29 protein-coding genes are annotated in these 25,816 nt (G+C 68.3%); 14 read left to right on the top strand and 15 right to left on the bottom strand.

The genetic code is table 11. The annotated features are described in order from the left end of the window. Window positions 1–9: 9 nt before the first annotated feature. From ACIRCZ_RS12985 to ACIRCZ_RS12970, 4 genes are all read right to left on the bottom strand, one after another. A complete protein-coding gene (locus ACIRCZ_RS12985; RefSeq protein ID WP_055889850.1) occupies window positions 10–801 on the bottom strand; it encodes an ATP-binding cassette domain-containing protein in 792 nt (263 codons plus the stop codon). Further along, entirely contained in the window at window positions 798–2,843 is a 2,046-nt protein-coding gene (locus tag ACIRCZ_RS12980; protein ID WP_402853744.1) for a dipeptide/oligopeptide/nickel ABC transporter permease/ATP-binding protein, read from the bottom strand. The genes ACIRCZ_RS12985 and ACIRCZ_RS12980 overlap by 4 nt, the downstream gene beginning before the upstream one ends. A 3-nt stretch (window positions 2,844–2,846) precedes the next feature. Beyond that, on the bottom strand, window positions 2,847–3,800 hold the full coding sequence (locus ACIRCZ_RS12975; RefSeq protein ID WP_055889842.1) for an ABC transporter permease: 954 nt from the start codon (window positions 3,798–3,800) through the stop codon (window positions 2,847–2,849). A gap of 67 nt (window positions 3,801–3,867) precedes the next feature. Then, a complete protein-coding gene (locus tag ACIRCZ_RS12970) occupies window positions 3,868–5,481 on the bottom strand; it encodes an ABC transporter substrate-binding protein (RefSeq protein ID WP_055889838.1) in 1,614 nt (537 codons plus the stop codon). A 151-nt stretch (window positions 5,482–5,632) separates the two neighbouring features. On the opposite strand from ACIRCZ_RS12970, the gene ACIRCZ_RS12965 reads away from it, so the two are divergent. Continuing rightward, window positions 5,633–6,298 carry a FadR/GntR family transcriptional regulator gene (locus tag ACIRCZ_RS12965; protein ID WP_402853739.1) on the top strand — a complete coding sequence of 222 codons (666 nt, stop codon included), beginning with the start codon at window positions 5,633–5,635 and terminating at the stop codon, window positions 6,296–6,298. Here ACIRCZ_RS12965 and ACIRCZ_RS12960 read toward each other — a convergent pair. Beyond that, entirely contained in the window at window positions 6,259–7,260 is a 1,002-nt protein-coding gene (locus ACIRCZ_RS12960) for an acetylxylan esterase (protein ID WP_402853736.1), read from the bottom strand. The two genes, ACIRCZ_RS12965 and ACIRCZ_RS12960, sit on opposite strands and share 40 nt — an antisense overlap. 40 nt (window positions 7,261–7,300) lie before the next feature. Further along, window positions 7,301–7,573 (bottom strand): hypothetical protein, encoded by a 273-nt coding sequence (locus tag ACIRCZ_RS12955; RefSeq protein ID WP_055889830.1) that lies wholly within the window; start codon window positions 7,571–7,573, stop codon window positions 7,301–7,303. A 102-nt stretch (window positions 7,574–7,675) separates the two neighbouring features. Between ACIRCZ_RS12955 and tatA the strand changes: the two genes are divergently transcribed. From tatA to ACIRCZ_RS12935, 4 genes are all read left to right on the top strand, one after another. Then, window positions 7,676–7,867 (top strand): twin-arginine translocase TatA/TatE family subunit, encoded by a 192-nt coding sequence (tatA, locus tag ACIRCZ_RS12950; RefSeq protein WP_055889826.1) that lies wholly within the window; start codon window positions 7,676–7,678, stop codon window positions 7,865–7,867. Between the two features lie 51 nt (window positions 7,868–7,918). Continuing rightward, window positions 7,919–8,680 (top strand): twin-arginine translocase subunit TatC, encoded by a 762-nt coding sequence (gene tatC, locus ACIRCZ_RS12945; protein WP_402854551.1) that lies wholly within the window; start codon window positions 7,919–7,921, stop codon window positions 8,678–8,680. A gap of 97 nt (window positions 8,681–8,777) precedes the next feature. Next, window positions 8,778–10,790: an exo-alpha-sialidase gene (locus ACIRCZ_RS12940; protein WP_402853731.1), complete on the top strand. Its 2,013-nt coding sequence runs from the start codon at window positions 8,778–8,780 to the stop codon at window positions 10,788–10,790. A gap of 100 nt (window positions 10,791–10,890) precedes the next feature. Next, window positions 10,891–12,168, top strand: a complete 1,278-nt coding sequence (locus ACIRCZ_RS12935; protein ID WP_055889818.1) for an isochorismate synthase MenF — start codon at window positions 10,891–10,893, stop codon at window positions 12,166–12,168. Window positions 12,169–12,186: 18 nt separating this feature from the next. Here the strand turns inward: ACIRCZ_RS12935 and ACIRCZ_RS12930 are convergent, their stop codons facing one another. Beyond that, window positions 12,187–13,041: a polyphosphate kinase 2 family protein gene (locus tag ACIRCZ_RS12930; RefSeq protein ID WP_055889814.1), complete on the bottom strand. Its 855-nt coding sequence runs from the start codon at window positions 13,039–13,041 to the stop codon at window positions 12,187–12,189. 43 nt (window positions 13,042–13,084) lie between these two features. Here ACIRCZ_RS12930 and ACIRCZ_RS12925 point away from each other — a divergent pair, with 43 nt between their 5' ends. Continuing rightward, window positions 13,085–13,690 carry a gamma carbonic anhydrase family protein gene (locus ACIRCZ_RS12925; protein ID WP_402853727.1) on the top strand — a complete coding sequence of 202 codons (606 nt, stop codon included), beginning with the start codon at window positions 13,085–13,087 and terminating at the stop codon, window positions 13,688–13,690. Window positions 13,691–13,731: 41 nt separating this feature from the next. On the opposite strand, the gene ACIRCZ_RS12920 is transcribed toward ACIRCZ_RS12925, so the two are convergent. Continuing rightward, a complete protein-coding gene (locus ACIRCZ_RS12920) occupies window positions 13,732–15,657 on the bottom strand; it encodes a thioesterase domain-containing protein (RefSeq protein WP_402853724.1) in 1,926 nt (641 codons plus the stop codon). Window positions 15,658–15,795: 138 nt separating this feature from the next. On the opposite strand from ACIRCZ_RS12920, the gene ACIRCZ_RS12915 reads away from it, so the two are divergent. The 3 genes from ACIRCZ_RS12915 to ACIRCZ_RS12905 all read left to right on the top strand — a co-directional run bounded on the left by ACIRCZ_RS12915 (window position 15,796) and on the right by ACIRCZ_RS12905 (window position 17,799). Further along, entirely contained in the window at window positions 15,796–16,185 is a 390-nt protein-coding gene (locus tag ACIRCZ_RS12915; protein ID WP_055889803.1) for an SHOCT domain-containing protein, read from the top strand. 229 nt (window positions 16,186–16,414) lie between these two features. Next, window positions 16,415–17,098 (top strand): GntR family transcriptional regulator, encoded by a 684-nt coding sequence (locus ACIRCZ_RS12910; protein ID WP_402853721.1) that lies wholly within the window; start codon window positions 16,415–16,417, stop codon window positions 17,096–17,098. After that, window positions 17,098–17,799, top strand: a complete 702-nt coding sequence (locus tag ACIRCZ_RS12905) for a GntR family transcriptional regulator (protein ID WP_055889795.1) — start codon at window positions 17,098–17,100, stop codon at window positions 17,797–17,799. The genes ACIRCZ_RS12910 and ACIRCZ_RS12905 overlap by 1 nt, the downstream gene beginning before the upstream one ends. An 82-nt stretch (window positions 17,800–17,881) precedes the next feature. On the opposite strand, the gene ACIRCZ_RS12900 is transcribed toward ACIRCZ_RS12905, so the two are convergent. The 5 genes from ACIRCZ_RS12900 to ACIRCZ_RS12880 all read right to left on the bottom strand — a co-directional run bounded on the left by ACIRCZ_RS12900 (window position 17,882) and on the right by ACIRCZ_RS12880 (window position 19,462). Then, on the bottom strand, window positions 17,882–18,181 hold the full coding sequence (locus tag ACIRCZ_RS12900) for a Dabb family protein (protein WP_402853718.1): 300 nt from the start codon (window positions 18,179–18,181) through the stop codon (window positions 17,882–17,884). After that, window positions 18,178–18,441 (bottom strand): glutaredoxin family protein, encoded by a 264-nt coding sequence (locus tag ACIRCZ_RS12895; protein ID WP_402853715.1) that lies wholly within the window; start codon window positions 18,439–18,441, stop codon window positions 18,178–18,180. The genes ACIRCZ_RS12900 and ACIRCZ_RS12895 overlap by 4 nt, the downstream gene beginning before the upstream one ends. A gap of 113 nt (window positions 18,442–18,554) precedes the next feature. Further along, window positions 18,555–18,653, bottom strand: a complete 99-nt coding sequence (locus tag ACIRCZ_RS12890; RefSeq protein ID WP_003792170.1) for a 30S ribosomal protein bS22 — start codon at window positions 18,651–18,653, stop codon at window positions 18,555–18,557. Window positions 18,654–18,722: 69 nt separating this feature from the next. Then, window positions 18,723–18,917: a helix-turn-helix domain-containing protein gene (locus ACIRCZ_RS12885; RefSeq protein ID WP_055889786.1), complete on the bottom strand. Its 195-nt coding sequence runs from the start codon at window positions 18,915–18,917 to the stop codon at window positions 18,723–18,725. A gap of 116 nt (window positions 18,918–19,033) precedes the next feature. Then, window positions 19,034–19,462 carry a helix-turn-helix transcriptional regulator gene (locus ACIRCZ_RS12880; RefSeq protein WP_055889783.1) on the bottom strand — a complete coding sequence of 143 codons (429 nt, stop codon included), beginning with the start codon at window positions 19,460–19,462 and terminating at the stop codon, window positions 19,034–19,036. A gap of 65 nt (window positions 19,463–19,527) precedes the next feature. Here ACIRCZ_RS12880 and ACIRCZ_RS12875 point away from each other — a divergent pair, with 65 nt between their 5' ends. The 3 genes from ACIRCZ_RS12875 to ACIRCZ_RS12865 all read left to right on the top strand — a co-directional run bounded on the left by ACIRCZ_RS12875 (window position 19,528) and on the right by ACIRCZ_RS12865 (window position 22,735). Continuing rightward, on the top strand, window positions 19,528–20,964 hold the full coding sequence (locus ACIRCZ_RS12875) for a TrkH family potassium uptake protein (protein WP_055889778.1): 1,437 nt from the start codon (window positions 19,528–19,530) through the stop codon (window positions 20,962–20,964). Then, window positions 20,957–21,628 (top strand): TrkA family potassium uptake protein, encoded by a 672-nt coding sequence (locus tag ACIRCZ_RS12870; protein ID WP_055889775.1) that lies wholly within the window; start codon window positions 20,957–20,959, stop codon window positions 21,626–21,628. Before ACIRCZ_RS12875 ends, ACIRCZ_RS12870 begins: the two co-directional genes overlap by 8 nt. 285 nt (window positions 21,629–21,913) lie before the next feature. Beyond that, on the top strand, window positions 21,914–22,735 hold the full coding sequence (locus ACIRCZ_RS12865; RefSeq protein WP_402853706.1) for a hypothetical protein: 822 nt from the start codon (window positions 21,914–21,916) through the stop codon (window positions 22,733–22,735). 40 nt (window positions 22,736–22,775) lie between these two features. Here ACIRCZ_RS12865 and proC read toward each other — a convergent pair whose 3' ends face one another. Further along, window positions 22,776–23,624: a pyrroline-5-carboxylate reductase gene (gene proC / locus ACIRCZ_RS12860; protein ID WP_055889769.1), complete on the bottom strand. Its 849-nt coding sequence runs from the start codon at window positions 23,622–23,624 to the stop codon at window positions 22,776–22,778. A gap of 22 nt (window positions 23,625–23,646) precedes the next feature. Here proC and ACIRCZ_RS12855 point away from each other — a divergent pair, with 22 nt between their 5' ends. Both ACIRCZ_RS12855 and ACIRCZ_RS12850 read left to right on the top strand, forming a co-directional pair. Then, on the top strand, window positions 23,647–24,609 hold the full coding sequence (locus ACIRCZ_RS12855; protein WP_402853702.1) for a cation diffusion facilitator family transporter: 963 nt from the start codon (window positions 23,647–23,649) through the stop codon (window positions 24,607–24,609). Continuing rightward, window positions 24,606–25,304: a glutamine amidotransferase gene (locus tag ACIRCZ_RS12850; protein WP_402853699.1), complete on the top strand. Its 699-nt coding sequence runs from the start codon at window positions 24,606–24,608 to the stop codon at window positions 25,302–25,304. The genes ACIRCZ_RS12855 and ACIRCZ_RS12850 overlap by 4 nt, the downstream gene beginning before the upstream one ends. Before the next feature lie 15 nt (window positions 25,305–25,319). Here the strand turns inward: ACIRCZ_RS12850 and tadA are convergent, their stop codons facing one another. After that, complete coding sequence (gene tadA, locus ACIRCZ_RS12845; protein WP_055889764.1) at window positions 25,320–25,787, bottom strand: tRNA adenosine(34) deaminase TadA; 468 nt, start codon at window positions 25,785–25,787, stop codon at window positions 25,320–25,322. Window positions 25,788–25,816: the final 29 nt, after the last annotated feature.

Raw genomic sequence — 25,816 nt, 5'->3', positions numbered from 1 at the left:
GATGGATGGTCAGAGCAGCGATGGCGCCGCGCCGAGGAGCTTCCTGGTGTAGTCGTCGCTCGGGTTGTCGAACACCGAGGCGGCTGTGCCCTCCTCGACGATCCGGCCGTAGTACATGACGACGATGCGGTCGGAGACGTAGCGGACGGTCTGGATGTCGTGCGAGATGAAGACCATCGCCAGGTCGAGGCGTTCCTTCAGGTCGCTGAGCAGGTTGAGGATCTGGGCGCGCACCGACACGTCGAGCGCGCTGGTCGGCTCGTCGGCGACCATCAGGTCCGGTTCGAGCGCGAGCGCCCTGGCGATGGCGACGCGCTGGCGCTGACCGCCCGAGACGTGGCTCGGCAGCACCTCCGCCGCCGAGCGCGGCAGCCCCACCAGGTCGAGCAGTTCCAGGATGCGGCGCTCGCGCTGCGCCCCGGTGCCCATCGCGTGCACATCCAGCGGGTCGCGCAGGATGTCGTGGATGGTCATGCGGGAGTTGAGCGCCGTGGACGGGTCCTGGAAGACGATGGAGACCGCCTTGCCGAGCGCCTTCCTGGTGGCGCGATCCTTGGTGAGGACGCTCCGCCCCTGGTAGAGCACGTCGCCGTCCGTCGGCTGCTGCAGCCCGACGAGCACGCGGGCGAGCGTGGACTTGCCGCAGCCGGACTCGCCGACGATGCCGATGGTCTCTCCTCGACGGATCGTCAGGCTCACGTCGTTGACGGCGTGCACCTTGTCCGGCTTGAACAGCTTGCCCGTCCTGGCGGTGTGCACGACGTGCACGTGGTCCAGGGTGAGGATGTCGGCTCCTGTCACAGTGCCGCTCCCTTCTGCGCGTTCGCCGTCTCCGGGAGGGAGGCGACGTAGTGGTCTGTCGTGCCGTCGACGAGCCGCAGCTCCGGCCGCACGTCGATCCCTGCCCCAGGCCGCTCCACCGATCGGGATGCGAACCGGTCGCCCTTCGCGAAGTCGCGCGGCGTCGGCACGGTGCCGGGGATCTGGTGCAGCCTGGTGGCGCCGGACTCGATGGAGAGCACGGAGCCGAGGAGGCCGCGGGTGTACTCGTGCTGCGGGTGCAGCAGCAGTTCGGCCGTCGGCGCGCTCTCGACCACCTGGCCCGCGTACATCACGGTGATGCGGTGCGCCACCTCGGCGACGAGCGCGAGGTCGTGGCTGACGAACACGAGGGCGAAGCCGAGCTTGGCGCGCAGGTCGTTGAGCAGGTCGATGATCTGCGCCTGAACCGTCACGTCCAGCGCTGTGGTCGGTTCGTCGGCGACGACCAGTTTCGGGCTGCGGGTGAGGGCCATCGCGATGAGGACGCGCTGCCGCTGACCACCCGACAGCTCGTGCGGATAGCTCTTGAGGGTGCGCACAGGGTCGAGTCCGACGAGCTCCATGAGCTCTTCCGCACTGCGGGTCCCTCCGCGCCGGATGAGCTGCTTGAGCTGCGCCCTGATGAGCATGGACGGGTTCAGAGAGCTGAGCGCATCCTGGTACACCATCGACATCTCGTGGCCGCGGAGGGCGTTGCGCTCGTGCTCGGTCATCGTGAGCAGATCACGACCCTCGAACAGGATGCGGCCCGTCACCTCGGCGTTGGCGGGCAGCAGTCCCATCACCGCGAGGCTCGACAGGCTCTTGCCCGATCCGGACTCTCCCACGATCGCCATCGTCTCGCCCGGACGGACGGAGAAGCTGAGCCTGTCGACCACATCCACGTCTCCGTGGCGGTCGGGGAAACGGATGCTGAGGCTCTGCACCTCCAGGAGCGGGGGCACGTCGGCGTCGAAGACCAGCCGGTCGGTCCTGCGGCGCTCCGCCTCGCCGAGGTGCTGCAGGTGCAGCACGAGGGCGGGGTCGGGGGCGACAGGGTCGAGCGGGTCGGCCGCGATGCTGCTCTCCTCGTCCTCCTCCAGCGCTCCGGCGCTGTCCAGCGACTCGGCGGTGACGACGGATGCGGTGCCGGCGTCGGTGGGGATGGACTCCGGCGCTGCGGCGCGGCGGCGGATGCTCGGCCTGACCATCGCATCCGTCAGCCCCTCGGCCAGCACGTTGAGGGCGAGCACTGTGATCAGGATGAGGAGGCCGGGGAACAGGGTCGCCCACCAGCCGCCGGCCAGCAGCAGGTTCTTGCCGCTGGAGATCACGTTGCCCCAGGACGGTGCAGGCTCCTGCACGCCGGCGCCGATGAACGACAGGCTCGCCTCGAACACGATCGCGTCGGCGACGAGGATCGTCGCGAAGACCAGGATGGGCGCCGCGCAGTTGCGGAAGACGTGCTTGAGCAGGATGTACGAGGTGCGCGCCCCGAGCACGCGTTCGGCCGCCACGTAGTCCTCGCCGAACTGGCTGAGGACGTTGGCGCGAACGATGCGTGCCAACTGCGGAACATAGAGGAACGCGATCGTCGCGATCAGCACAGGCAGGCTCTTGCCGAACACGGCCACGAACACGATGGCGAGTGCGATGCCGGGGAACGACATGATGACGTCGAGGATGCGCATGATGCCCTCGTTGACCCAGCGGTGCGCCGTGGCGGCGACGGCGCCGATGATGCCGCCGACGATCAGAGCGAGAGCTGTTGCGCCGAGGCCGATGGCGAGCGACGACCTTGCGCCGTAGATGAGGCGGGAGAAGATGTCGCGTCCGCTGCGGTCGGTGCCGAACCAGTTGTCGAACGACGGCGGCTGCGCTGGGACGCCCGACTTCAGCGGGTCGTGCGGAGCGACCAGCGGGGCGAAGATCGCCGCCAGCACCACGATGAGGAAGAAGACCAGCGAGATCTTCGATGACAGAGGGAGAGCCTTGAAGCGCAGTCCGGGAGCGGAGAGGCGATCGGCGAGTGTGCGACGCATCGTTTACACCGTCCTGATTCGAGGATTGACCACCAGGTAGAGGAGGTCGACGATCGTGTTGACGATCACGAAAGTGAGCGCGATCGTGATGGTGACGCCCTGCACCAGGTTGGTGTCGCCCGCCGTCACGCCGTTGAGGATGAGCTGGCCCATCCCCGGCAGGTCGAAGATCACCTCGATGACGATGGCGCCGCCGAGCAGGTAGCCGACGCGCAGTCCGAGAACCGTGATCGGGGTGATGAGGGCGTTGCGGAAGACGTTCCTGCCGATCACCACGCTGCGCGGGAGGCCGCTGCCGATCGCGGTGCGCACGTAGTCGCGGTCGAGCTCTTCGACCATCGAGGTGCGCACGACCCTGGTGAGGGATGCGGCGACCGGCACCGCGAGCGCGAGGGCGGGAAGGAACATCGACTGCAGCCAGCCGCCGAACGAGTCCTGGGGGGACGTGTATCCACCGGTCGGGAAGATCGGCCAGGTGAGGGCGAACTGCTGGATGAGCAGGATCGCCAGCCAGAACGACGGCACGGCGATCCCGGCGATCGAGACGACGCGGATCACCTGGTCGGGCCAGCGGTCGCGGTAGAGGGCGGCCGTCACGCCGAGCACGGCGGCGAGCACGATGGCGATGATGAGGCCGAGGAAGGTGAGCTGCAGGGTGAGCGGGAACGCCGTGCCGATCAGGCCACTGACCGATTGGCTCGGCGGGACCGTGTTGCCGAGGTTGCCCTGGATGAGGTGGCCGAGGAAGGCGAGGTAGCGGACGATGAGCGGATCGTTGTATCCGTTCTCCTGCCGCCAGGTGGCTTTGGCCGCGTCGCTCGCGCTCTCACCGAGCGCGTTCGTGGCCGGGTCGGTCGGCGCGAACTGCAGCACGATGAAGACCAAGAGGGTGATCCCGAGGATCATGAACGGCAGGGCGATCAGACGCCGTCCGGCGAGGCGCACGAGTGCGACCATGCGTGACTCCTAAAGGGGGCTGGAGGGAGGCGGTGGGGCCGGGGTCGACCGGCCCCACCGTTGGGCGCTACTTCGTCGGGCCGACGCCGAGGAACGACAGGCCGGTCATCGAGATCGGCTTGAAGTCCGCGAGGGCGCTGGAGTCCCAGGCGGTCGGCAGCTTGCGGTGCAGCAGGGGGTAGAGCGGCACCTCGTCCGAGACCAGGTTGTAGATCTCGCTCCAGGTGGCGAGCTGCTGCTTGCGATCGGTCTCCTGCGCGCCCTGGTCGAGGAGCTTCTGGAGCGTGTCGAACTCGGCGCCGGAGTTCCAGCGGTAGCGCTTCTGCGACCAGATGTTGTCCGCGTAGAACCAGCGCAGCAGGAGGTCGGCGTCGTTTCCGAAGACCGAGGGGTCGCCTGGGGCGACCATCACCTCGAACTGGTTGTTGTCGACCTTCTTGTACTGCCCGGCCGACTGGCCGATGTCGAGAGTGGTGCTGACGCCCACCGCATCCAGGTCTTCCTTGATGAGCGGCGCCACGTCCTTGACCCAGCCGGTGTCGGTGGTCAGGAGCGTGATCGACAGGTTGGAGACGCCGGCGGCCTTGAGCAGCGACTTCGCCTTGGCAGGGTCGTGCTTGTAGACGGTCTTGGCCTTGACGTAGTCGGGGTGGTCGTTCTGCACGTAGCTGGATGCGGCCTCCGCGTTGCCGAGCATCCCGTTCTTGATCAGCTTGTCCATGTCGATCGCGTAGAACAGCGCCTGACGGACGCGCTTGTCGTCGAACGGCTTCACGGTGGTGTTGAACATCATGAAGAGCAGGCCGAACGACTGCACGGACTCGGTCTTCACGACGCGGGAGAGCCCGTCGACGTTGAGGTACGGCACGTCCTCGATGGCATTGACGCGCTTGGACTGCATTGCGCTGACGCGGGCGGACGGGTCGGACAGCAGGTTCCAGGTCATCGCAGCGGCAAGGGCGGGGCGCGAGCCGTTGTACGCGTCGTGGCGCTCGAAGCTGAGCTTGTCGTTCGCGGTGGCCGCCGTGATCTTGTACGGGCCGGTGCCGGTGGGGAGGGCGTCGAACGCCTTCGGGTCTGCGGTGACGATGGCCTTCGGAACGACCTTCACAACCGAGATGCGCTCGGCGAACAGCGGGAAGGGGTACGCCGTCTTGAACTGCACGGTGGTGTCGTCGACCTTGGTGACGCTGTCGGCCGAGAGGAAGGGGAGGAATCCCGCGTACAGGGAGGCGTTGGCGGGGTCGAGCACGCGCTGGAAGGAGAACAGGACGTCGTCGACGGTGACCTTGCTTCCGTCGTGGAAGGTCGCACCGTCGCGGAGGGCGACCGTGTACGTGGTGCTGTCGACCTGCTTCGGCAGCGCCTTGCCGAGGGCGGCGTACGCCTTGCGGGTCACAGGGTCGAGCTCGACGAGACCTTCGAGGGTGTGCCAGTTGGCGGCCATCGTGAGCGCGCCGGTGGTGGTCATCGGGTCGAAGCCGGTGCCGAGCGCGTACGACATGCCCGCCGTGATCGTTCCGTTCTTGTCGACCGATCCCGCTGCTGCCGCGGTTCCGGCCTTTCCGGTGGTCGAGGGCGGACCGCTGCACGCCGCGAGAGCCGCGACGATTCCGGCCGCGCCGGTGGCTGCGAGGAAGGTGCGTCTGCTCGTTTGTTTCTGGAGTGAATCTCTCAACATTGAACTGCCTCTCCTGAGATCGGACGTCTGATGTCCTACGTGGGTATACTGAAAGTAGTGCACATCCCGCGGAAAGGTCAAGTCCACAATGGCGTTCGAGCCCACCACGTCCGGAATGTTCTCCTCGACCCACAGCCAACGCCGAACGTCGGTGACAGACCAGATCAAGGACTACATCCTCATCCACCGGCTTCAGCCGGGTGACCTCCTTCCCACGGAGGCGGAACTGTGCGCAGAACTCGGCGTGAGCCGGTCCAGCGTGCGCGAGGCGATGAGGACGCTCGCCGCCCTCGACATCGTCGAGGTTCGTCACGGCTACGGAACGTACGTCGGTCAATTGTCGCTTGCCCCGCTGGTGGAAGGGCTCGTCTTCCGCGGCGTCCTCGGTCCGGAGGACGACTTCGCCGCCCTGCGCGAGGTCGTCGAGGTGCGGGAAGCGCTCGACCTGGCGATGGCGGACCAGGTCTGCGCCGCCCTGGCAGGCACGAGCAACCCAGGGCTGCACCAGGTGGTGGATGCGATGGAGGAGAAGAGCGCCAGAGGCGAGGCGTTCGCCGAGGAGGACCGCGCCTTCCACTCCGACCTGCTCGCCCACCTCGACAACGCGCTCGTCGGCCAGCTCGTCACCGCGTTCTGGGAGGTCAACACGGTCGTGTATCCGCGGCTCGGCCTTCCGCCCACGGTCGGCCTGGACGAGACGGCCCGCGCGCACGGCGACATGCTGCGCGCAGCGGAGGCCGGCGACGTCGAGGCGTACCGCGAGGCGGTCGTGAAGCACTACATCCCGCTGCGCAGGGGGCTCGGCACCGCATCCTGAGCCGCGAAGGCGTCGCGCAGCACGCGCAGTGAGAGCAGGTCGTCGTCGACACCGCCGCCCTCGTGGGCGTTGTACGGCCAGGTGTGGATGCGCTTCGGCCCCGCGTACGCGTTGTACGCGGCGTAGACGGTCGACGGCGGGCAGATCGGGTCCATCAGCGCCGCCGTGATCGTGGCGGGCGCCGTCGCCCGCTTCGCGAAGTTCACGCCGTCGAAGTACGAGAGCGTCTCGTGCACCTGCTCTGTGCGCTCGCGGAAGTGCGCCAGGTAGTCCGCGATCTCGCGGAACGGCATCCGGTCGGTGACGACGGATGCGCGCGGGAAGTCGCAGAGGAACGGCACCCTCGCCACAACGTGCGCGAGGTCGGGGACGAGCCCGGCGACGGCGAGCGCGATCCCTCCGCCCTGGCTGATGCCGAGGACAGCGACGCGGGACGCATCCACCGCCTCGAGCGTGCGTGCCGCCTCGACGGCCCTCACCGCATCGGTGAACAGGCGGCGGTAGTAGTAGGTGCTCCTGTGCTCGACTCCCCTGGTGACGAAGCCGGGCATCTGCGGGGTTGTCCGACCGCTGTCCGGCGTGACGCCGCGCGATCCGCTCCAGCCCTGGCCGCGGGTGTCCATCTCGAAGTGCGCGTATCCCGCCGACGCCCAGAGCAGGCTCTCGACGGCATCGCCCCGCCCCCTGCCGTAGCCGTGGAACTGGACGACCGCGGGCAGCGGCCCGTCGGCGCCGCGCGGGAGGCGCAGCCACGCGGCGATCTCCTCGCCGTCGTAGCCGCCGAAGCGCACGTCGAACACGTCGACCGTGGTGAGTCCCGCATCCACCTGTTCGACGCCGACGACCAGTGGATGCGCGCGGGCGCCGTCGATCGTGTCCACCCAGAACGCGTCGAAGTCGTCCGGGTCGCTCTGCGAGCTGCGGTACGCGCGGAGCTCTGGCTCTGGGAGGTCGAGGAACATGCTCTCTCTTTCGCTGGTGGCTGCCTGTCGGCCGGCCTGGTCAGTCCCGTTTCGTTCCGGTGTCCTGCTCGTCGTCGAAGAGCGCGCCGCGCACGATGGCGCGGGGGTCGTACCGCCGCGGGTCGAGCTTCTGCCAGTCGATGTCCTCGCCGATCTCGTCGCTGACGCGCTCCTTGAGGCCGTCGGCCGTGCTGCGCAGTCTGCGCACCAACTCCGCGAGTTTCGCGGCGTATCCGGGCAGGCGCGTCGGGCCGACGAGGAAGGCCGCGACCACTCCCACGACGATCAGTTTGTCGAACGTCAGACCGAACATGGGTGCGACCGTATCACAATTCCGCCTAGACATCAGACGTCATATGTGCTTGAGTGACCGGGCGGCATCAGCCGCGAACCTCTACGAGAAAGGCCTCCCCCGATGTTCGCGAACCTCAACGGCTGGCACGCCCTGATCATCGTCGCCGTCATCCTTCTCCTGTTCGGCGCACCCAAGATCCCCGCCCTCGCGAAGAGCCTCGGACAGTCGATGCGGATCTTCAAGAGCGAGGTCAAGCCCGAGTTCACCGGCCGCGACAGCGAGCCGAAGACGCCGGGCAGCACGGAGGTCTGACCCGTGCGGCGGAGCACGAAGCCGCGCGCGCAGAAGGCCGAGTCCGGCCGCATGGCGATCGCCGCGCATCTCGCCGAACTCCGCCGCCGCCTCTTCCGGTCGGCCGCAGCGCTGCTCGCCGGCGTCGTCGCCGGATGGTTTCTGGCGACCCCGGTGCTGGATGCACTCCGCGCCCCGATCGAACAGGTCGCCGCCACCCAGCACCGTCTCGCCGAACTCAACTACGACACCATCACGGGCGCGTTCGACCTCAGGATGCAGGTGGCGATGACCGTCGGCGTCATCGTCTCCAGCCCGGTCTGGCTCTACCAGCTCTGGGCGTTCCTCGTTCCAGCGCTCAACCGCAGGGAACGGCTGTACGGCTTCGGATTCTTCTTCACCGCGGTCCCGCTGTTCCTCGCCGGCTGTCTGGCTGGCTGGTTCGTGCTGCCGCACATGGTCGGCGTGCTCACCGGATTCGCCCCTCAGCAGGATGCGGCGATCGTGCAGGCGAAGACCTATTTCGACTTCGTGCTCAAGCTCATCGTCGCGATCGGTGTGGCGTTCGTGCTGCCGATCGTGGTGGTGCTGCTCAACTTCGTCGGCGTGCTGCGCGCATCCACCATCGTCCGGTCGTGGCGGGTGGCCGTGATCGCCATCGCCCTCTTCACCGCCATCGCGACCCCGGCGGCCGACGTGCTCTCGATGGTCTGCCTCGCGGTGCCGATGGTCGCGCTGTTCTTCGCGGCGGCCGGAGTCGCCGCTCTGCACGACAGGCGCGCGGATCGGAAGGCCGCGGCGATCCTCGCATCCACCGTCCCCGAACTGGGCTGACGCCGCGCTCTGCCGACATCGCTTACCCGAATACCCGACGCAGTACCTCACCTCACCCGGAACACATCGCAGTGCCAACAGGAAAGGAAGGAACGCTATGTCACGCCCATTTTCGGAGATCCGGCAGCATCCCCACCGCAGGAGAGCATGGCTCGCCGCCCTCGCCGCCTCGGCCACGGCCGCGGCCGTCGTTCTGCCGATCGCACCGGCCGTCGCAGCGCCGACCGATCCGCCAGGCGCTTTCAGCACCGCTGACATCTCGGGGAGCCCTGTCTCTCCGTTCGCCGCGTATCGCATCCCCGCGCTCGCATCCGTCGGCGGCGGCGTCGTGCTCGCGGCGTGGGACGGCCGGCCAGGGAGCGCGGCGGACTCCCCCAACCCCAACTCGATCGTGATGAAGCGCAGCACGGACGGCGGTCAGACCTGGGGTCCGCTCAGCACGGTGCGCGCCGGAGTGACCACGTCGCCGAAGAGCGGATTCAGCGACCCGAGCTTCGTCTACGACGCCGTCGCTGGAAAGGTCTTCCTGTTCTCCGTCTACTCGAAGGACCAGGGCTTCGGCGGCAGCACGTTCGGCAACGACGACGCGAACCGGCAGGTCATCAGTGCCCAGGTGTCCGAGTCGGACGACGCCGGCGTCACCTGGAGCGAACCACGGCTGATCACCTCGGTGGTCAAGCCGGGGACGAGCACCACGAGTCCCGTCGCCGGCGACGTTCGCAGCATGTTCGCGAGCTCCGGAGAGGGCATCCAGCTCCACTACGGCGCGCACGCCGGCCGGCTGATCCAGCAGTTCGCCGGTGACGTGCGCCAGGCGGACGGCACCAACGCCATCCAGGCATACAGCGTGTACTCGGACGACCACGGCGCCACCTGGCAGCGCGGTCAGTTCGCCGGGACGAGGATGGACGAGAACAAGGTGGTCGAGCTCTCCGACGGCCGCGTGCTCCTCAACTCCCGCGACAACGCGGGCGGCGGATACCGCAAGGTCGCCGTCTCCACCGATGGCGGCGTCACGTACGGCCCTGTCAGCCAGGACACCGAGCTGCCGGACCCGACCAACAACGCGTCGATCACGCGGGTGTTCCCGGACGCACCCTCCGGCAGCCCCGAATCGAAGATGCTGCTCTTCACCAACACCGCATCCCAGTCGGTCCGCTCCAACCTGACGGCGCGCGTCTCCTGCGACGACGGCGCGACCTGGCCGTTCGCCAGGCAGCTCAACGCCGGATTCTCCGGATACTCGACGGCCACCAGGCTCAGTCCCGGCCAGTTCGGCGTGCTCTACGAGTCGAGCGCATCCACGGCGATGAACTTCGCCCGCTTCGACGACGCCTGGCTGAACGCGGCCTGCGACGGCGTCAGCACGCTCTCTAAGCTGACGATCGCCGGCGCACGGACGGACACCGCCCGCGATCTCAGCGCGTCTCCGTACGCAGCCGGCGAAGCGCTGCCGTATGCGTTCACGGTCTCCAACCACGGTTCAGCCGCGTCCACGATCGCACCCACCAGCGGCAACTTCTCGCCCCTGGTGCCGAGCGGCGCGGGAAACTGCCGGTACATCGGCCTCGCCGGTGGCGCCTCATACACCTGCTCCTCGCCGCGGCACACCGTGACAGCGGCCGAGGTGTCGCGGGGCTATGCCGTGCCGGACACCACCTGGAGCGCGTCGGGCGACTCCTCCGGCGCCACCCGCGTCCTCGGCCTGCCGGTCGCGCTGCAGGGCGGCATCCAGGCAGGGGCGGCGACCATCGGGACGGCGGCCATCTCCGGCGAGCGCTCGGACGGCGAACGCGACGTGACCTCCTCGCCGTACGCAGCGGGCGACCAGGTGGCGTACACCTTCCGGGTCATGAACACCGGCACGGCCACCGTCTCCGTGGTCCCCACCGCCGGCGCCTTCTCCCCGTTCCTGCCGAGCGGCGCAGGCAACTGCCGGTACACGGCGCTGGCGCCCGGCGCGTCATACGTGTGCTCGACGCCGAAGCACACGGTCACCGCAGCGGAGGCGGCACAGGGCTACTTCGTGCCGGACACGTCGTGGACGGTGACAGGCCCGTCCGGCAGCGCGAGCGGCCGGGTGCTCGGCTCGCCGGTGCGACTGTCCTGATTCGACGGACGGTTCGCGGGGGCGGGATGAGCATCCCGGCCCCGCGAACCCCCAGCCCGCGCGCATCCGACCCCCAGCATCCCGGGCGTAGGCTGAACGGGTGACAGCAACAGCGACCACGCCCCGGACATCGAGCGCCACGGCTCTCCTGGTCGAAACCACCCCCATCGACGACGTCCGCCAGCTCATCCCGTTCCTCGACGCCAGGCACCCGCTGCTCTGGCTCCGCAAGGGAGAAGGGATGGCCGGGATCGGCGAAGCGCTTCGGCTCGAGTTCTCCGGCAACGACAGGATGCGTTCTGCCGCCGCCGCGTGGCGCGAGGTCGTCTCGCAGGCGTCCGTCACAGACGGCATCGGCAAGCCGGGCACCGGCCTGGTCGCGTTCGGCACCTTCGCGTTCGACAACGACAGCGCTGCGACGAGTGTGCTCATCGTCCCCGAGTTCGTCATCGGGCGCCGGGATGGGCGGAGCTGGATCACCCGCATCCGCCCGGCCGACGACGCGGACGCCTCCGGTGCGGCGCCGTCCGCCCTCCCGCGCCCCACCCCCTTCGGCGACGAGTACCGCCTCTCCCTCCTTCCCGGCAAGCTCAGCAAGGACGGCTATCGCGCCGCCGTGCAGGCCGCCGTCGATCACGTCATGCGCGGCGACCTCCGCAAGGTCGTCGTCGCCAGGGACCTCACCGGGCACCTTCCGCACGAGTCCGATGTGCGCCGTGCCCTGGTGGAGCTGGCCCTCGGCTACCCGGAGTGCTGGACGTTCGCCGTCGACGGGCTGGTCGGCTCGTCACCGGAGACGCTGGTGCGCGTCGACCACGGAACCGTGAGCGCCCGCGTGCTCGCCGGCACCATCTCGCGCGGCGCCGACAGCGTCAGCGACCACGACGCCGCCGTCACGCTCGCGAGCAGCACCAAAGACCAGGACGAGCACCGCTACGCCGTGGCGAGCGTCGTCGACGCCCTGCGCGAGCACAGCGCCGACCTCGCTGCGAGCGACCTGCCGTTCACCCTCAAGCTCCCCAACCTCTGGCACCTCGCCACCGACGTCCAGGGCACCCTGAGCGACGGGTCGAGCTCGCTCGACCTGGTCGACGCCCTGCATCCGACCGCCGCTGTCGCAGGCACCCCGACACGGGATGCGATGGCCGTCATCCGCGAGCTGGAGCCGTTCGACCGTGGCCGTTATGCCGGTCCCGTCGGCTGGGTCGGCGGCGACGGCGACGGCGAGTGGGCCATCGCGCTGCGCTGCGCGCAGGTCTCCGAGTCCGGCGACATCACTGCGTATGCCGGTGCGGGCATCGTGGCCGACTCCGACCCTGAGCGAGAACTCGCCGAGACGACGATGAAGTTCCGTCCGGTGGTCGAAGCCTTCGGATAGCCGGCGCCTGCCGCCACATCAGGAGGCGGCGAGCCTGGCCTTCTCGACCTCCACGTCGTAGTCGGGGGCGGGCCAGCCCAAGTCCATGTCCTCCAGGGCATGGATGAGCAGGTGCTGCACCGCGAGCCGCGCGTACCATTTGCGGTCGGCGGGGACGACGAACCACGGGGCCTGCTTCGTGGAGGTCCTGTCGAAGACCACCTGGTACGCGGCCTGGTACTCGTCCCACAGCTCGCGCTCGTCGACATCCCCCGGGTTGTACTTCCAGTGCTTCTCCGGCCGCTCGAGGCGATCGGCGAGGCGTGCCCTCTGCTCGTCCTTGCCGAGGTGAAGCATCACCTTCACGATCGTCGTCCCGCTCTCCACCAGTTCCTCCTCGAACTGGTTGATCGCACCGTACCTGCGCTCGATCTCGTCGGCGGGCGCGAGCTGCCGCACGCGCCCGATCAGCACGTCCTCGTAGTGCGAACGGTCGAACACGCCGAGCTGGCCTGCGGCAGGGACCTCGCGGTCGATGCGCCAGAGGAAGTCGTGAGCCAGCTCCTCCGGCGTCGGCTTCTTGAAGCCCGCGTAGCGCACACCGCCCGGGTTCACCGCGCCGACGACGTGCGAGACGATGCCGCCCTTGCCTGCGGTGTCCATGGCCTGCAGCACGAGCAGCAGCCGACGCTTGTCGCCCACCGTCCCCGCCGCGTACAGGCGCTCCTGCAGGTCGGCCAGGATCGCAGCCCCCTCGGCGAGCGCGGCCACCCCCTCCGGCTTGCCTCCGTCGAATCCGGGCTTGCCGCCCGTGTCCTGCTCGTCCAGCCGGAAGCCTTCCCCGACTTCGAGCAGCTCGACCGGCTCGGTGGTCCAGTACCCTTCACGTCCCACGGTGACCTCCTCGTTCGCGTGCGGTCCATAGTACGGTCAAGGCGTGCGATACCGACACGGCGAAGCCGAACCCCGCATCCACCCGTCTGCTGTGGTCGCCGACACCGCGGTGGTCAGCGGGGAGGTGCGGATCGGCGCCGGCTGCAGGATCGCGCACGGCGCCGTGATCACTGCGGAGGGCGGCCCCGTCGACCTCGGCGAGCACGTCATCGTGATGGAGAACGCCGTGCTCCGCTCCACCAGAAGGCACCCGCTCACGATCGGCGACCACTCGCTGATCGGGCCGCTCGCCGCGATCACCGGAGCGACCGTCGATCGGGAAGTGTTCATCGCGACAGGAGCACGGATCTTCAACGGCGCCGTGATCGGCCGCGGCAGCGAGGTGCGCATCGACGCGGTGGTCCACCTGCGCACGGTACTGGAGGCCGGAAGCACGGTGCCGATCGGCTGGGTGGCCGTCGGCGACCCAGCGCAGCTCTTCCCGCCTGGCGCGCACGAGGAGATCTGGGCCGTGCAGCGAGAGCTGGATTTCGCCGGGACGGTCTTCGGCATCGACGCTACGACGACCGAGCGCCCGTTCATGGTGGAGCTGACGGAGCGCTACGCCCGCTCGCTCGGCGAGCACGCTCACGACGAGCGGCTCGACTGAGCACGCGCCGGTCCCACGCCTGCCCATTCCGCGCCGTTCCGTCAGAGAGGGGATGCGGTGTCCACGATCGGCTCGAACGCCGACGCGGGGTAGAACACCACGGCAGGCTCCGCTCCTCCGGGGAACGCGCGCTCGAACTCGGCCTCCGACGCCGCGTCGTCGAACGACACGTCGAGGATCTCCCTCCATCGGCCGTCCGCCATCTGCTGCACCGTGGCCTCCCAGATCACTCCCGGCGTCTCCTTCGCCTGCAACCGGAAGTGGATGCCCACCGCGCGCCGCCGCTTCAACAGCGAGAGCAGTCCGCGGTACACCGCGAACCGCTCCACGGAGGCGAACCACGGCTGCAGGCTGCGCACGAGCACGTCCGCGTTCCACAGGATCGTCGTCGCGAACCCCGCACGCGACTGGTACACGTCCACCGCGATCACCCCGGCGATGCGCCGGAGGGTCTGCCGGAGCGTGCCCCGCGTGATGCCGTCCTGCACGGTGCTGTGCAGGTAGAACGGGACGGACGGCTGCGGGCCGAGGCCGCCGGAGCGGAGCGCGGCGTGGTCGACGATGGTCTGGCCGCCGTCGAAGTAGCCGGCGAGCTCGTGCAGCAGCGAGGCGACCAGGGCATCCGGCGGGTCCGACTCGATCGCCTGAGCCGTGTCCGCGTATGCCGTCGACTGGTGCAGGGCGCCAAGCCGGAACCCGACAGGCAGCATCGGGCCGGCCTTCACGGTCACGAAGCCGTCCGTGCCTGAAACGTGCCGCACCGGGTTCTCCCTTCCGTCGATCCGCGGCACGATGTCGAGCACGTGCTCGATCGCCAGCACGCGAACCTCGTCCGGGATGCGCACCCGGCCGAGCGGCGTCCCGGCGACCACGAGATGCGACACCGTGAACCCTGCCCGTGCCGCACGCACCGCCACCTGGGCCGCCACCATGCCGCCGAGGCTGAACCCGGCGAGCAGCACGGGCTCCCCTGGCTGGATGCCCGCGGCGCGCATCGTCTCGAGTGCGGCGCGGGTGACGGTCGGCTCCTCCTCCGCACCGATCACCAGGTCGGCCGTGAGATCGTTCGGGGCTGCGCCCTGTCGCGGGTGCCAGGACTTGGTGCTCGGGAACTGCACGATCCAGTGGCGCAGCCCATTCGCATCCACGCGGTGCACGACGCGGATCAGAGCGACGTCGGCGCGGTCGTCGAGGTCGGGGTCGCAGAGGTCGTCGATCTCGCGCTGGCTGAGGAAGATGTCGCGCAGGCTCCTGATGCTATGGCGGCGGAGCGCGCCCGCCGCCAGCCCCGGATAGCCGAGCGGGTCGGGATACGGTTCGAGCTCGAGCCCGAGGAGCGCTGCCGGCACGTCGACCAGGGTGGGAGACGGCGTGTAGTCATGTGGCGCGTGCGGATCGCGCCACCAGTCGAGGAAGTCCCTGATGTGCGGGAACGCCGACGCCAGGAAGTCGTCGTAGCGGAGGATGTCCGCGTCATGCCCGTCGCGCAGCAGATTGCGGCGGCGGCCGAGGTTCACGACCTTGAGAAGCACGGCGCGCAGCGTGAACACGGCGACGTACGGTCGCGCGCGCCAGCGCGTGGAGAAGAGGCCGGCCACGCTCGCAAGCAGCAGCAGCGGCCCGAACACCACACCGGCCAGGCGCGCCGTCCCTCCGACGATGCGCGGGGCGAGCGCGAGGTAGAGCGAGCTGCCGACGAGTCGGCGCACCCGCCTCCCAGCCGGGGGCCGGAGCGCGAACGGATACGGGATGCGCTGCAGATGCTCGATCGCGAACCACACCCAGGCGACCGCCGCCCACACCAGCCAGAACACGAGCGCGACCGCCGCTGCCAGCGCACCGAGCACGAGGAGCACCAGCCCGGCGACGACGGAGAGCGGGACCGCCACCACGAGCCAGAGGACGAACATCGCCGTCCCCGCCGCGCTCCGCCCTCGCCACGTGTGCGGGGGGATCTGCGGCAGCATGGCGTCAGCCTAACCCGCCTCCTCCGACAGCCATCCGCCCACGGCGGCGAGGTCGGTTTCCCTAGCGCAGCGCACGACCTGAGCACTAGCGTGTGCTCTGACGCCGCACGGAGCGGTGCACGGAAGGATTGTCGTCTCATGTGGAACAACTTCTGGAACGTCATCTGGCTCATCTTCTGGGCCTTCGCGTTCATTGCGTACCTGTTCGCACTCTTCGCGATCATCGGTGACCTCTTCCGCGACCGCAAGCTCAACGGCTGGTGGAAGGCGCTCTGGATCATCTTCCTGGTCTTCCTTCCGTTCCTCACTGCCCTCGTCTACCTGATCGCGCGGGGTCGCGGCATGGCGGAGCGCCAGGCGCGGGATGTGCAGCAGGCCCAGTCCCAGGCTGACGACTACATCCGCACGGTCGCGTCCGCCTCCCCGGCCGACGACATCGCCAAGGCCAAGCAGCTCCTCGACCAGGGAGTCATCACCGCAGGCGAGTTCGACGCCCTCAAGGCCAAGGCCCTCGGCAACAAGTTCTGACGAGCCGCTGGCATCGCAGAAGCGCGGCGTCCAGGCCGATGGGGACGCCGCGCTTCTGCCGATCCGATAGCTGATACCCTTTATTCACATCTGACATAACAGACTTCACAGCGCGAGCCTCTTCATCCATCACCACAGCACCCGGGATTCCTGGCGCTCCGATCCCACATCCGCGACATTCGTGTTCTCCCTAGCTTGAATTCACGCTGGGCGGATGTAATATTCATGTATGCCTGTACCCATTACGGAGACCGTCAGCCCACGACGGCTCATCAGAGACGAAGTCTTCCTTCGCCTACTCGACGCGATCGTCGACGGCGATCTCACCCCTGGCGAGCAGCTCTACGACGCTGAGATCGAGAAGTGGGTCGGCGTCTCCCGCACCCCGGTGCGCGAGGCCCTGAACCAGCTCGCCTCCATGGGGCTCGTCGAGATCATGCCGCAGAAGCGGACGCGCGTCACCCCGATCGATTCCGTCCGCCTCCGCGGTCTCATCGAGACGGTCGGCACCCTCCTGCACGGCGTCGTCCGCGACTCCACCGCCCTCCTCACCGACGGCGACAAGGAGTCGCTTCGCGCCTTCGCAGCGAAAGCGACCAGCGGGGACGACCTCAGCGAACTCGTCAAGGACAAGTCGTTCTCCGACGACTTCATCAACGTCTACGTACGCAGACTCGACAACAAGACGGTCGCCCGCCTGCTTAGCCGCCACCTGCCGGAGATCCGACGCGCGCTCATCGCTGCTCCGAGCACGAGCGCGTTCGAGGCCGGACTGCCGTACCTGAAGACCATCGTCGATGCGTCGACCGCCGGCAACGCCGACAAGGCCGCCGCGGCCGTCGACGACTACTGGAACAAAGCACTCTCCCAGCTCGTCGACGAGTTCGCCGCGCTCGAGAAGAAGGAGAACTGATGCCGCTCCCCGTCAAAGACACCGCACCGGTCGAGCGCCAGCTGCTCCGTGATGTCGTCTACAACCGCCTGTATGACGGCATCCTCGACGGAACCCTCGAACCGGGCGAGACTCTGCTCGACGAGAAGCTGACCGCGTGGCTCGGCGTCTCCCGCACCCCGATCCGCGAAGCCCTGATGAAGCTCGCCGAGATCGGCCTGGTCGAGATGGCGCCCAACAGGTACACCCGCGTCGCTCCGATCGACATGCGCGCGATCGACGAGGCCGTCTACATCTCCGGGCTCCTGCACGAGCAGGCAGCACGCGACGCCGTCCCGAACCTCAGCAACGCGGCGGCCACCCGCCTCGACAAGCTGGCCAAGGAGGCGAAGAAGCTCACCAAGTCCGGCGACCACCCCGCGCTCGGACACACGCTCAACGAGTTCTTCCTGGAGTTCGAGCGGAACACGGGCAACGATGTTCTCGTGAGCGTCAGCGAGGGCCTCAGCCCCCAGCTGCTGCGCTACATCGCCGTGTGGCAGCGTCCGTTCGACACCGACGACCTCCCCGCGCGCATCGCGGAGATCGCCGCCGCTGCCAAGGAACGCGACGGCGACAAGGCAGGCGACCTCGTCAAGGCGCTCTTCGCCCCGTCCCACGCCCAGTTCCTCGCCGACTACCGCCGCGCCGACGCCGAGATCGACGACACCCCCATCGTCTGACCCGCCGCGCGCATCCATCGAGTCCGGACTTGTTCACACGACACGCCGTGTCCAGGCGTGAACAAGTCCGGACTCGATTGCGCTAAACGCGGAAGTCGACCGCCGAGCGTGCTCCCACTACGGAGCGGATGTACGCGGCGACGCGCTGGTGATCCGGGTGCTCGACGTAGCGCTGAAGTGCCGCCTCGTCTGCGAAGTCGCTGATCAGCACGACGTCGAAGTTGTCGGGGCTCAGCGCATCCACTCCCACCTCCAGCGCGAGGATCTCCGGGATGGTCGCCGGCAACGACTCCAGGCCGGCCTTCACGGCGGCGCGCTGCTCTGCGCGCTCCGACTCGTCCGAGGTCGCGAGCTTCCACGACACGACATGGCGAATGGTCATCTGACCTCCAGGAGAGCGGTGCGGAGACGAGTCGGATCGACGCGCCAATAGGTGTGGACCCTGCCGTCGACGAGCACCACAGGGATGTCCTCGACATACTGCGCGTGCAGGTCAGGGTCCTCCAGGATGTTCTTCTCGTCGACCACGACGGTCGGTGCGCCATCCGGCAGGTCGCCGATCACGGCGCCGATCACCGCGCGGGCGTCATCGCAGAGATGACACCCCGGCTTGCCGATCAGAGTGAGAGAGACGCTGGACACGCATCCAACCCTAGCCGGATGCGCGGCGTCCGGCCGCGGCGCGAGCGTCAGTATCCGGGCAGCAAAAAGCGTCGGACCCGAGGGGACCGACGCTTGAGCTGCAGACTCGAGGTCTACTTCTTGTTGCGACGCTGGTGGCGCGTCTTGCGAAGAAGCTTGCGGTGCTTCTTCTTCGCCATACGCTTGCGACGCTTCTTGATAACGGAACCCACGTAGACCTCACAAAGTTAGGGGGCAGGCCGCGGAATGCGCGGCGACACAAGGCACTAGTCTACCCGACGTCACGCGGTGTCGGCGACGTGGTTGTCCAGAGCCTGGGTGACAGCCGATTCCGGAACCCGGAACGACCGCCCGAAACGGATGGCGGGCAGTTCGCCGGAGTGCACGAGACGGTACACGGTCATGCGGGAGACGCGCATCATGTCGGCCACCTCTGCGACCGTCAGGAAGCGCACATCCGAGAGATCGCGTGCCATTCTGCCTAGTCCTTCTTCTGCTGTCATGGTACTCGTGTGACACGAGTGGTGACACGAACTCTAGAACCCGGCGGGGGTCGCAGACAAGTGGACGGCGAGCGGGAGCGTCGCTCGCATCAGTCGCGGCGCCACTTGCGCGGCGTCACCCGCTCCACCGCGGTCGTCACACGATGGCCGGTGTCGGCGAGCACCTTGCCGACCGTGCTCGCGAACTCGCGGGTCTCCTCGGCGAGCTGGTCCTCGATCGCGGCGAGGTCGACATCGGATGCCGTGAACGGAATGACCCAGTCCTCCACGGCCTCCAGCGGGGCGGCATCCAGTCGGTAGTAGCGGTGCTGGCCCTCCTCGCGCACCGAGACGAGCCCGGCCTCGCGCAGGACTTTGAGGTGCTTCGACACGGTCGGCTGGCTCAATTCCAGTGTCGACACGATCTCGGAGACGGATATCTCCCCCGAGGAATGGACATCGTCGACGTGCCGGTCGAGAAGGACTCTCAGGATGTCGCGTCGCGTCGCATCCGCGATCACGTCAAAGATGTCGGCCATGACCCCAGGCTAGTCACTCGCCCAGCGGAGTACCATGTCCCAAGCTGTCGGCGGGAGGAACGGTCATGCGAGCGACACAGATGTCCGGGCGCATCGGCCTCGGGCCGGGCGGCCGCATCCGCGACGGTGTCAACGGGTTCGCCAGCAGGAGCCCTTCGCGATTCGCGATCCTCGTCTTCACCCTTCTGATCCTCGTCTTCACCCTCCTGTTCTCGCTGCCGATCGCGACGACGGAGCACTCGACCACGCCGCTCGCCGACGCCCTGTTCACCGCCGTGTCCGTGATCTGCGTCACCGGCCTCTCCACGGTCGACATGGCCACCCACTGGAGCGTCTTCGGCCACCTGCTGGTGTTCTTCGGCGTGCAGATCGGCGCTGTCGGCGTGCTGACGATGGCGAGCATCCTCGGGCTGGTCGTGTCCCGCAAACTCGGTCTCCGCGCGAAGCTGATGGCCGCGAGCGACAGCAACCCGCTGCGCATCCACGCCGGGCCGGTGGCAGAGGGCCAGGCGGTGCGGCTCGGCGAGGTGGGCAAGCTGCTCATCACGGTGGCGCTCAGCATGGTGGTGATCGAGGGCGTCGTCGCTCTGCTGCTGTTCCCGCGGATGCTGATCGCCGGTGTCCCGTTCGTCACCGCTCTATGGGAGAGCGTCTACTACTCGGCGATGGCGTTCACGAACACCGGCTTCTCGCCCAACGCGGAGGGGCTGACGCCGTATGCGGAGGACTTCTGGTTCCTCGGCGCGCTGATGATCGGCGTCTTCCTCGGAGCGATCGGCTTCCCGGTGATCCTCGCCATCGCGACGAACCTGCGCAAGAAGCGCCGCCGCTGGTCCATCCACGTCAAGCTCACCCTGCTGACCTCGGTGATCCTGCTCGTCACCGGCGCGGTGCTGTACATCGTCCTCGAAGCGGACAACCCCAAGACCTTCGGCCATCTGGATGCGGGGCACACGGTCTTCCAGTCGCTGTTCCTGTCGACCATGGCCAGATCGGGCGGGTTCTCGACCGTGCCCATCGACGACCTGCACGGGTCGAGCCTGCTGGTGACCGACATGCTGATGTTCATCGGAGGCGGGTCGGCATCCACGGCAGGCGGCATCAAGGTGACGACGCTCGCCGTGCTGTTCCTCGCGGCGTTCGCCGAGGCGCGCGGTGTGGAGTCGATGGATGCGTTCCGCCGCCGCATCCCGATCGACGTGCTGCGGCTGTCGGTGGCGGTGGCGCTGTGGGGTGCGACGATCGTGGCCGTGTCGAGCATCCTGATCCTGCAGATCACGAAGGCGCCGCTCGATCATGTGCTGTTCGACGTGATCTCCGCGTTCGCCACCTGCGGTCTGTCCACCGGACTCACTGAGAAGCTGCCGGACGCCGGCGTCTACGTGATGGCGGCCACGATGTTCTGCGGGCGCGTTGGTACAGTGACTCTCGCCGCGGCGCTCGCCCAGAGCCAGCGCAAGCAGCTGTACCAGAACCCGGAGGAGAGGCCGCTCGTTGGTTGACAGGATCAAGCACAATGCTCCCGTCCTGGTGATCGGTCTCGGTCGCTTCGGCGCCGCGACGGCCGGGGAGCTCGACCGTCTGGACCGCGAAGTGCTCGCCATCGACACGGATGCCGGGCTGGTGCAGAAGTGGGCGGACAGGGTCACGCACACTGTTCAGGCCGACGCCCGCTCGATCGAGACGCTGCGCCAGATCGGCGCAGAGGACTTCTCGATCGCGGTGGTCGCCGTCGGCTCGTCGATCGAGGCGAGCGTGCTGATCACGGCCAACCTGGTCGACCTCAAGGTGCCGCAGATCTGGGCGAAGGCGATCTCGCAGTCGCACGGCAAGATCCTGGAGCGCATCGGCGCCAACCACGTGATCTACCCGGAGGCGGAGGCCGGAGAGCGCGTCGCCCACCTGGTGTCAGGCCGGATGCTCGACTTCATCGAGTTCGACGACGACTTCGCCCTCGTGAAGATGTACCCGCCGAAGCCCATCCGCGGCCTCACCCTCACCGAGTCCGGCGTGCGCACCAAGCACAAGATCACGGTCGTCGGCGTCAAGTCCCCCGGCAAGCCCTTCACATACGCGACAGCAGACACCGTCGTCTCCAACCACGACCTCATCATCGTCTCCGGCTCCTCCTCCGACATCGAGCGCTTCGCCGCCCTCGACTCCTGACCTCTCCCCCGCCCCGCTCCCGCTCCCGGCCTCCGAAACAATCGAGTCCGAACTTGTTCAGGCGACACGCCGGCTTCGGGTGTGAACAACTTCGGAATCGATGGCTGGGCTGTGGACAACCGGACGGCGGCGTGAGCGGGGCATGACGATGTTGGGATGGAACAGCTAGCTGACGCAGGGCTCGATGCCGCGGGATTCACGTACGCCCAGGCTCGGGCGGCGGGAGTCGAGCGATGGCGCCTCTACCGAGGCGACCTCCAGCGGCCGTTTCGCGGCGTCCGAGCAGTGGATGCGGACCTCAGCGATCACATCGAAATGTGCCGCGCATATGCGGCGCAGCACCGAGTCGGCCACTACTTCAGTCATGAAACCGCTGCCCTGATCCACCGGCTGCCGCTCCCCGTTCACCGCCACCCCAGGCTTCTCCACGTCGCCGTCTTCGCGCCGAGAAAGCCGCCTCAGATGCGGGGAGTCGCGTCGCATGAACTGCAGGCGGTCGGGCATCGGGTCGTCACGATCGACGGTCTTCCCTGCGTCGCGCCCGAGGACGTGTGGGCTCAGCTCTCGGGACGCCTCGACGTGCCCGACCTGGTCGCGATCGGTGACTTCATCATCACGGGCGACGAGCCGTATTCGGGAGAGGCCAGTCCGCTCGGACCGGCCGACCTCGAACGCGCCGTGCGTCATCACGGTCGTCGTCGCGGCGTCCGGAATCTTCGCCTCGCGCTCGACTTGGTCCGCTTCGGGTCGCTGTCCCCGCAAGAGTCACTGCTTCGGGTGGAACTTGTCGGCGCCGGGCTCCCCGAACCTGAACTGAATTTCCGTGTGAAGCACGATGGGCGGCTGATCGCGATGGTCGACCTCGCGTACCCTGAGCGCAGGCTAGCGATCGAGTACCTCGGCGACCACCACCGAACCGATTCGGACCTCTATCGCGCGGACATCCACCGACGCGAGCGTCTCGCATCAGCCGGCTGGAATACCGTCTTCCTGACCGCCGCCGACCTCGCCGGCCCTGTCCCTCGGGCCGTCCCCCTGATCCGCGCAGCCCTCAAACGATCGAGTCCGGACTTGTTCACTCCCGAGATCGGCGTGTCGCATGAATAACTTCGGGCTCGATGGGTTGGGGAGCGAGGAGGGGGTGGGGTCAGGAGGCGCCGAGCTCGCGGGAGCGGGCGAGAGCGGCGTCGGTGGCGCGCGTGAAGAGGCCGGAGAGGTCGGCGTCGGCGAGCACGGCGATGGCGCGCTCCGTGGTGCCTCCCGGGCTCGTGACGCGGCGGCGGAGTTCTGCGGGGTCCTCGCCGGAGGAGACCAGGAGTTCGGACGCACCGAGGAAGGTGCCGTTCACCAGCGTCGCCGCCTGCTCCGGTGTGAAGCCCTTGGCGACGGCCGCCTCGGTCAGCTGCTCGATGAGGAAGAACACGTACGCGGGGCCGGAGCCGGAGATGGTGCCGAGGGCATCCAGCTGCGATTCGGGGACCTCGACCACCTCGCCGACGGTCTCGAACAGCGTGCGCACCAGCGCGAGGTCTTCCTGGCGCGCGCGGTTGCCTCCACTGATCCCCGTGACGGCCTTCCCGACGACGGCCGGCGTGTTCGGCATCGACCGCACGACAGCCACGGTCTCCGGCAGCAGCGACTCGAACGTCGCGGTCGTCACACCGGCCGCGACGCTCACGACGACGGCGCCGGGGGTGAGGGATGCGCCGATCTCGCGCAGCAGGTCGGGCACCATCGCGGGCTTCACGGCCACGATCACGATCTCAGCGCCGTCGACGGCGGTGCGGTTCGCGTCGGCCTTCTCCTCCGTGGCGTACGCGGTCACGCCGGCGGTTCCGGAGAGCTCGGCGGCGCGGGCCGCGGAACGGTTGGTCACCCGGATGCCGCCGTCGACGGTGACACCGGGCGCGAGGAGGCCGCTGAGGATGGCGCGGCCCATGGAGCCCGCTCCGAGCATGGCGATCGTCGGAAGCGTGACGTTCTGCGTGTCGGTCATGCCGCCATCCTAGGATGTTGCCATGAGCGCATCGGGTGGAACCAGGGCAATCGTCGCAGCCTTCGCGGCCAACCTCGGGATCGCCATCACGAAGTTCATCGCGTGGGGGTTCTCCGGCTCGTCCTCCATGCTCGCGGAGGGCGTGCACTCGGTCGCCGACTCCGGTAACCAGCTGCTCCTGCTCCTCGGCGGACGCCAGGCGAAGAAGAAGGCGGACAAGGAGCACCCGTTCGGCTACGGCCGCGAGCGCTACGTCTACGCCTTCGTCGTCTCGATCATCCTGTTCTCGGTCGGTGGCGTGTTCTCGCTCTACGAGGGCTTCGAGAAGCTGACGCATCCGCATCCCCTGGAGAACTGGTGGCTGCCGCTGCTCGTGCTCGTCATCGCGATCTGCCTCGAATCGTTCTCGCTGCGCACCGCCGTGCACGAGTCCCGCCCGCACAAGAAGGGCATGTCGTGGCCGCAGTTCATCCGCCGCGCCAAGGCGCCGGAGCTGCCCGTCGTGCTCCTCGAGGACGTCGCCGCCCTCACCGGACTCGTGTTCGCCCTGCTCGGCGTCGGACTCACGATCATCACCGGCAACGGGGTGTGGGATGCGATCGGCACCCTCCTGATCGGCGCGCTGCTGATCGTGGTTGCGATCGTCCTCGGCATGGAGACCAAGAGCCTCCTGGTCGGCGAGGGTGCGAGCGACGAGGATGTCGCCGCCATCGAGAAGGCGATCCTCGACGGCGACGAGGCGGAGCGCATCATCCACATGAAGACGCTGTACCTCGGGCCGGACGAGCTCCTGGTGGGCGTGAAGCTCGCGATCTACGGCGAGCGCAGACTGTCAGACGTCGCCGCGGCGATCGATTCCGTCGAGAGGCGCATCCGTGCTGCCGTGCCGGCCGCCCGCGTCATCTACATCGAGCCGGATGTCTGGATCGACCCCAACGAGAAGCACCCAGCCACCGACACCATCGTCATCAAAGGACTCGAGTGACCAAACGTGCCGTCGTGCTCCAGCACGACCCCACCATCCACCTCGGCAACATCGGACCCGTCCTGGTTGAGCACGGCTACGAGGTGCGCGTGATCGACGCGACGACGGAGGACGTGTCAGCAGTGGATGCGCAGTCCGCCGACCTCCTCGTGGTCCTCGGCGGCGAGATGGGCGCGTACCAGACCGACGAGTTCCCGCACCTGGCGCACGAGCAGCGGCTGATCCGCGAGCGGCTCGACGCCGAGCGGCCGACGCTCGGCGTCTGTCTCGGCGCGCAGCTCATGGCCGGTGCGCTCGGCGAGCGCGTCTACAAGGGCGACACGATGCAGATCGGCTTCCGCAGGGTCGAGCCGACCCCGGCCGGAGCCGAGTCGCCGATCCGGCACTTCGACGGTGTGCCCGTCGTGGAGTGGCACGGCGACACGTTCGAGCTGCCGGAGCGGGCGACCCTGCTGGCGTCGTCGAGTGACTACTCGAACGAGGCTTTCGCGATCGGCGACTTCGCCCTCGCCGTGCAGTTCCACCCGGAGGTCACCGACGAGATGCACGAACGCTGGGTCTCCGACGGGTACAACGAACTCGACGAGCACGCCATCGACCCCGACGCGATGCGCCGAGACCGCGAGCAGTACTCAGCGGCGATGCAGGCCGCGTCCAGGGCAGCGTTCTCGGAGTGGCTGGCGCAGCTTCCGTAGCGGGCGCAGCGGCGCTCAGCGCTTCGCGCGGAAGAAGTCCAGCAGCAGGTCGGCGCAGTCCTCGGCCAGCACCCCGGCGAACACCTCGACGCGGTGGTTGAGTCTGCGGTCCCGCAGCACGTCGTACACCGATCCGGCTGCACCTGCCTTCTCGTCCCACGCCCCGAACACCACACGCGGCACCCTGGCAGCGAGCACAGCGCCTGCGCACATCACGCACGGTTCCAGGGTGACGACGAGCGTGCATCCCTCGAGATGCCAGTCGTCCCTGGATGCGGCCGCCTCGCGCAGCGCGAGCACCTCCGCGTGCGCCGTCGGGTCGTGGTGCAGCTCGCGCTCGTTGCGGCCGGTGCCGATGACCGTTCCGTGCTCGTCGACGACCAGCGCTGCCACCGGAACGTCCCCCGTGTCGAAGGCGAGCCTGGCGTCGAAGATGGCGCGCCGCATCCACTGCTCGTAGTCGTCGGGGACGGCCAGACTCACGGGGGCTCCTCGCGGGGTAATCGTCGGTT

The sequence above is a fragment of the Leifsonia sp. NPDC102414 genome (assembly GCF_044765685.1).
In the GTDB taxonomy this organism is placed as follows: Bacteria; Actinomycetota; Actinomycetes; order Actinomycetales; family Microbacteriaceae; genus Leifsonia.
The sequence above is the reverse complement of the archived record's forward strand: the minus strand, read 5'-3'. Positions and strand labels throughout refer to the sequence as shown.

Coding starts and splice junctions, on each gene's coding strand:
- ACIRCZ_RS12980 (WP_402853744.1), bottom strand. CDS start 2,843: ATGCGTCGCACACTCGCCGATCGCCTCTCCGCTCCCGGACTGCGCTTC.
- ACIRCZ_RS12975 (WP_055889842.1), bottom strand. CDS start 3,800: ATGGTCGCACTCGTGCGCCTCGCCGGACGGCGTCTGATCGCCCTGCCG.
- ACIRCZ_RS12970 (WP_055889838.1), bottom strand. CDS start 5,481: ATGTTGAGAGATTCACTCCAGAAACAAACGAGCAGACGCACCTTCCTC.
- ACIRCZ_RS12960 (WP_402853736.1), bottom strand. CDS start 7,260: ATGTTCCTCGACCTCCCAGAGCCAGAGCTCCGCGCGTACCGCAGCTCG.
- ACIRCZ_RS12955 (WP_055889830.1), bottom strand. CDS start 7,573: ATGTTCGGTCTGACGTTCGACAAACTGATCGTCGTGGGAGTGGTCGCG.
- tatA (WP_055889826.1), top strand. CDS start 7,676: ATGTTCGCGAACCTCAACGGCTGGCACGCCCTGATCATCGTCGCCGTC.
- tatC (WP_402854551.1), top strand. CDS start 7,919: ATGGCGATCGCCGCGCATCTCGCCGAACTCCGCCGCCGCCTCTTCCGG.
- ACIRCZ_RS12940 (WP_402853731.1), top strand. CDS start 8,778: ATGTCACGCCCATTTTCGGAGATCCGGCAGCATCCCCACCGCAGGAGA.
- ACIRCZ_RS12920 (WP_402853724.1), bottom strand. CDS start 15,657: ATGCTGCCGCAGATCCCCCCGCACACGTGGCGAGGGCGGAGCGCGGCG.
- ACIRCZ_RS12915 (WP_055889803.1), top strand. CDS start 15,796: ATGTGGAACAACTTCTGGAACGTCATCTGGCTCATCTTCTGGGCCTTC.
- ACIRCZ_RS12910 (WP_402853721.1), top strand. CDS start 16,415: ATGCCTGTACCCATTACGGAGACCGTCAGCCCACGACGGCTCATCAGA.
- ACIRCZ_RS12905 (WP_055889795.1), top strand. CDS start 17,098: ATGCCGCTCCCCGTCAAAGACACCGCACCGGTCGAGCGCCAGCTGCTC.
- ACIRCZ_RS12900 (WP_402853718.1), bottom strand. CDS start 18,181: ATGACCATTCGCCATGTCGTGTCGTGGAAGCTCGCGACCTCGGACGAG.
- ACIRCZ_RS12885 (WP_055889786.1), bottom strand. CDS start 18,917: ATGGCACGCGATCTCTCGGATGTGCGCTTCCTGACGGTCGCAGAGGTG.
- ACIRCZ_RS12880 (WP_055889783.1), bottom strand. CDS start 19,462: ATGGCCGACATCTTTGACGTGATCGCGGATGCGACGCGACGCGACATC.
- ACIRCZ_RS12875 (WP_055889778.1), top strand. CDS start 19,528: ATGCGAGCGACACAGATGTCCGGGCGCATCGGCCTCGGGCCGGGCGGC.
- proC (WP_055889769.1), bottom strand. CDS start 23,624: ATGACCGACACGCAGAACGTCACGCTTCCGACGATCGCCATGCTCGGA.
- ACIRCZ_RS12855 (WP_402853702.1), top strand. CDS start 23,647: ATGAGCGCATCGGGTGGAACCAGGGCAATCGTCGCAGCCTTCGCGGCC.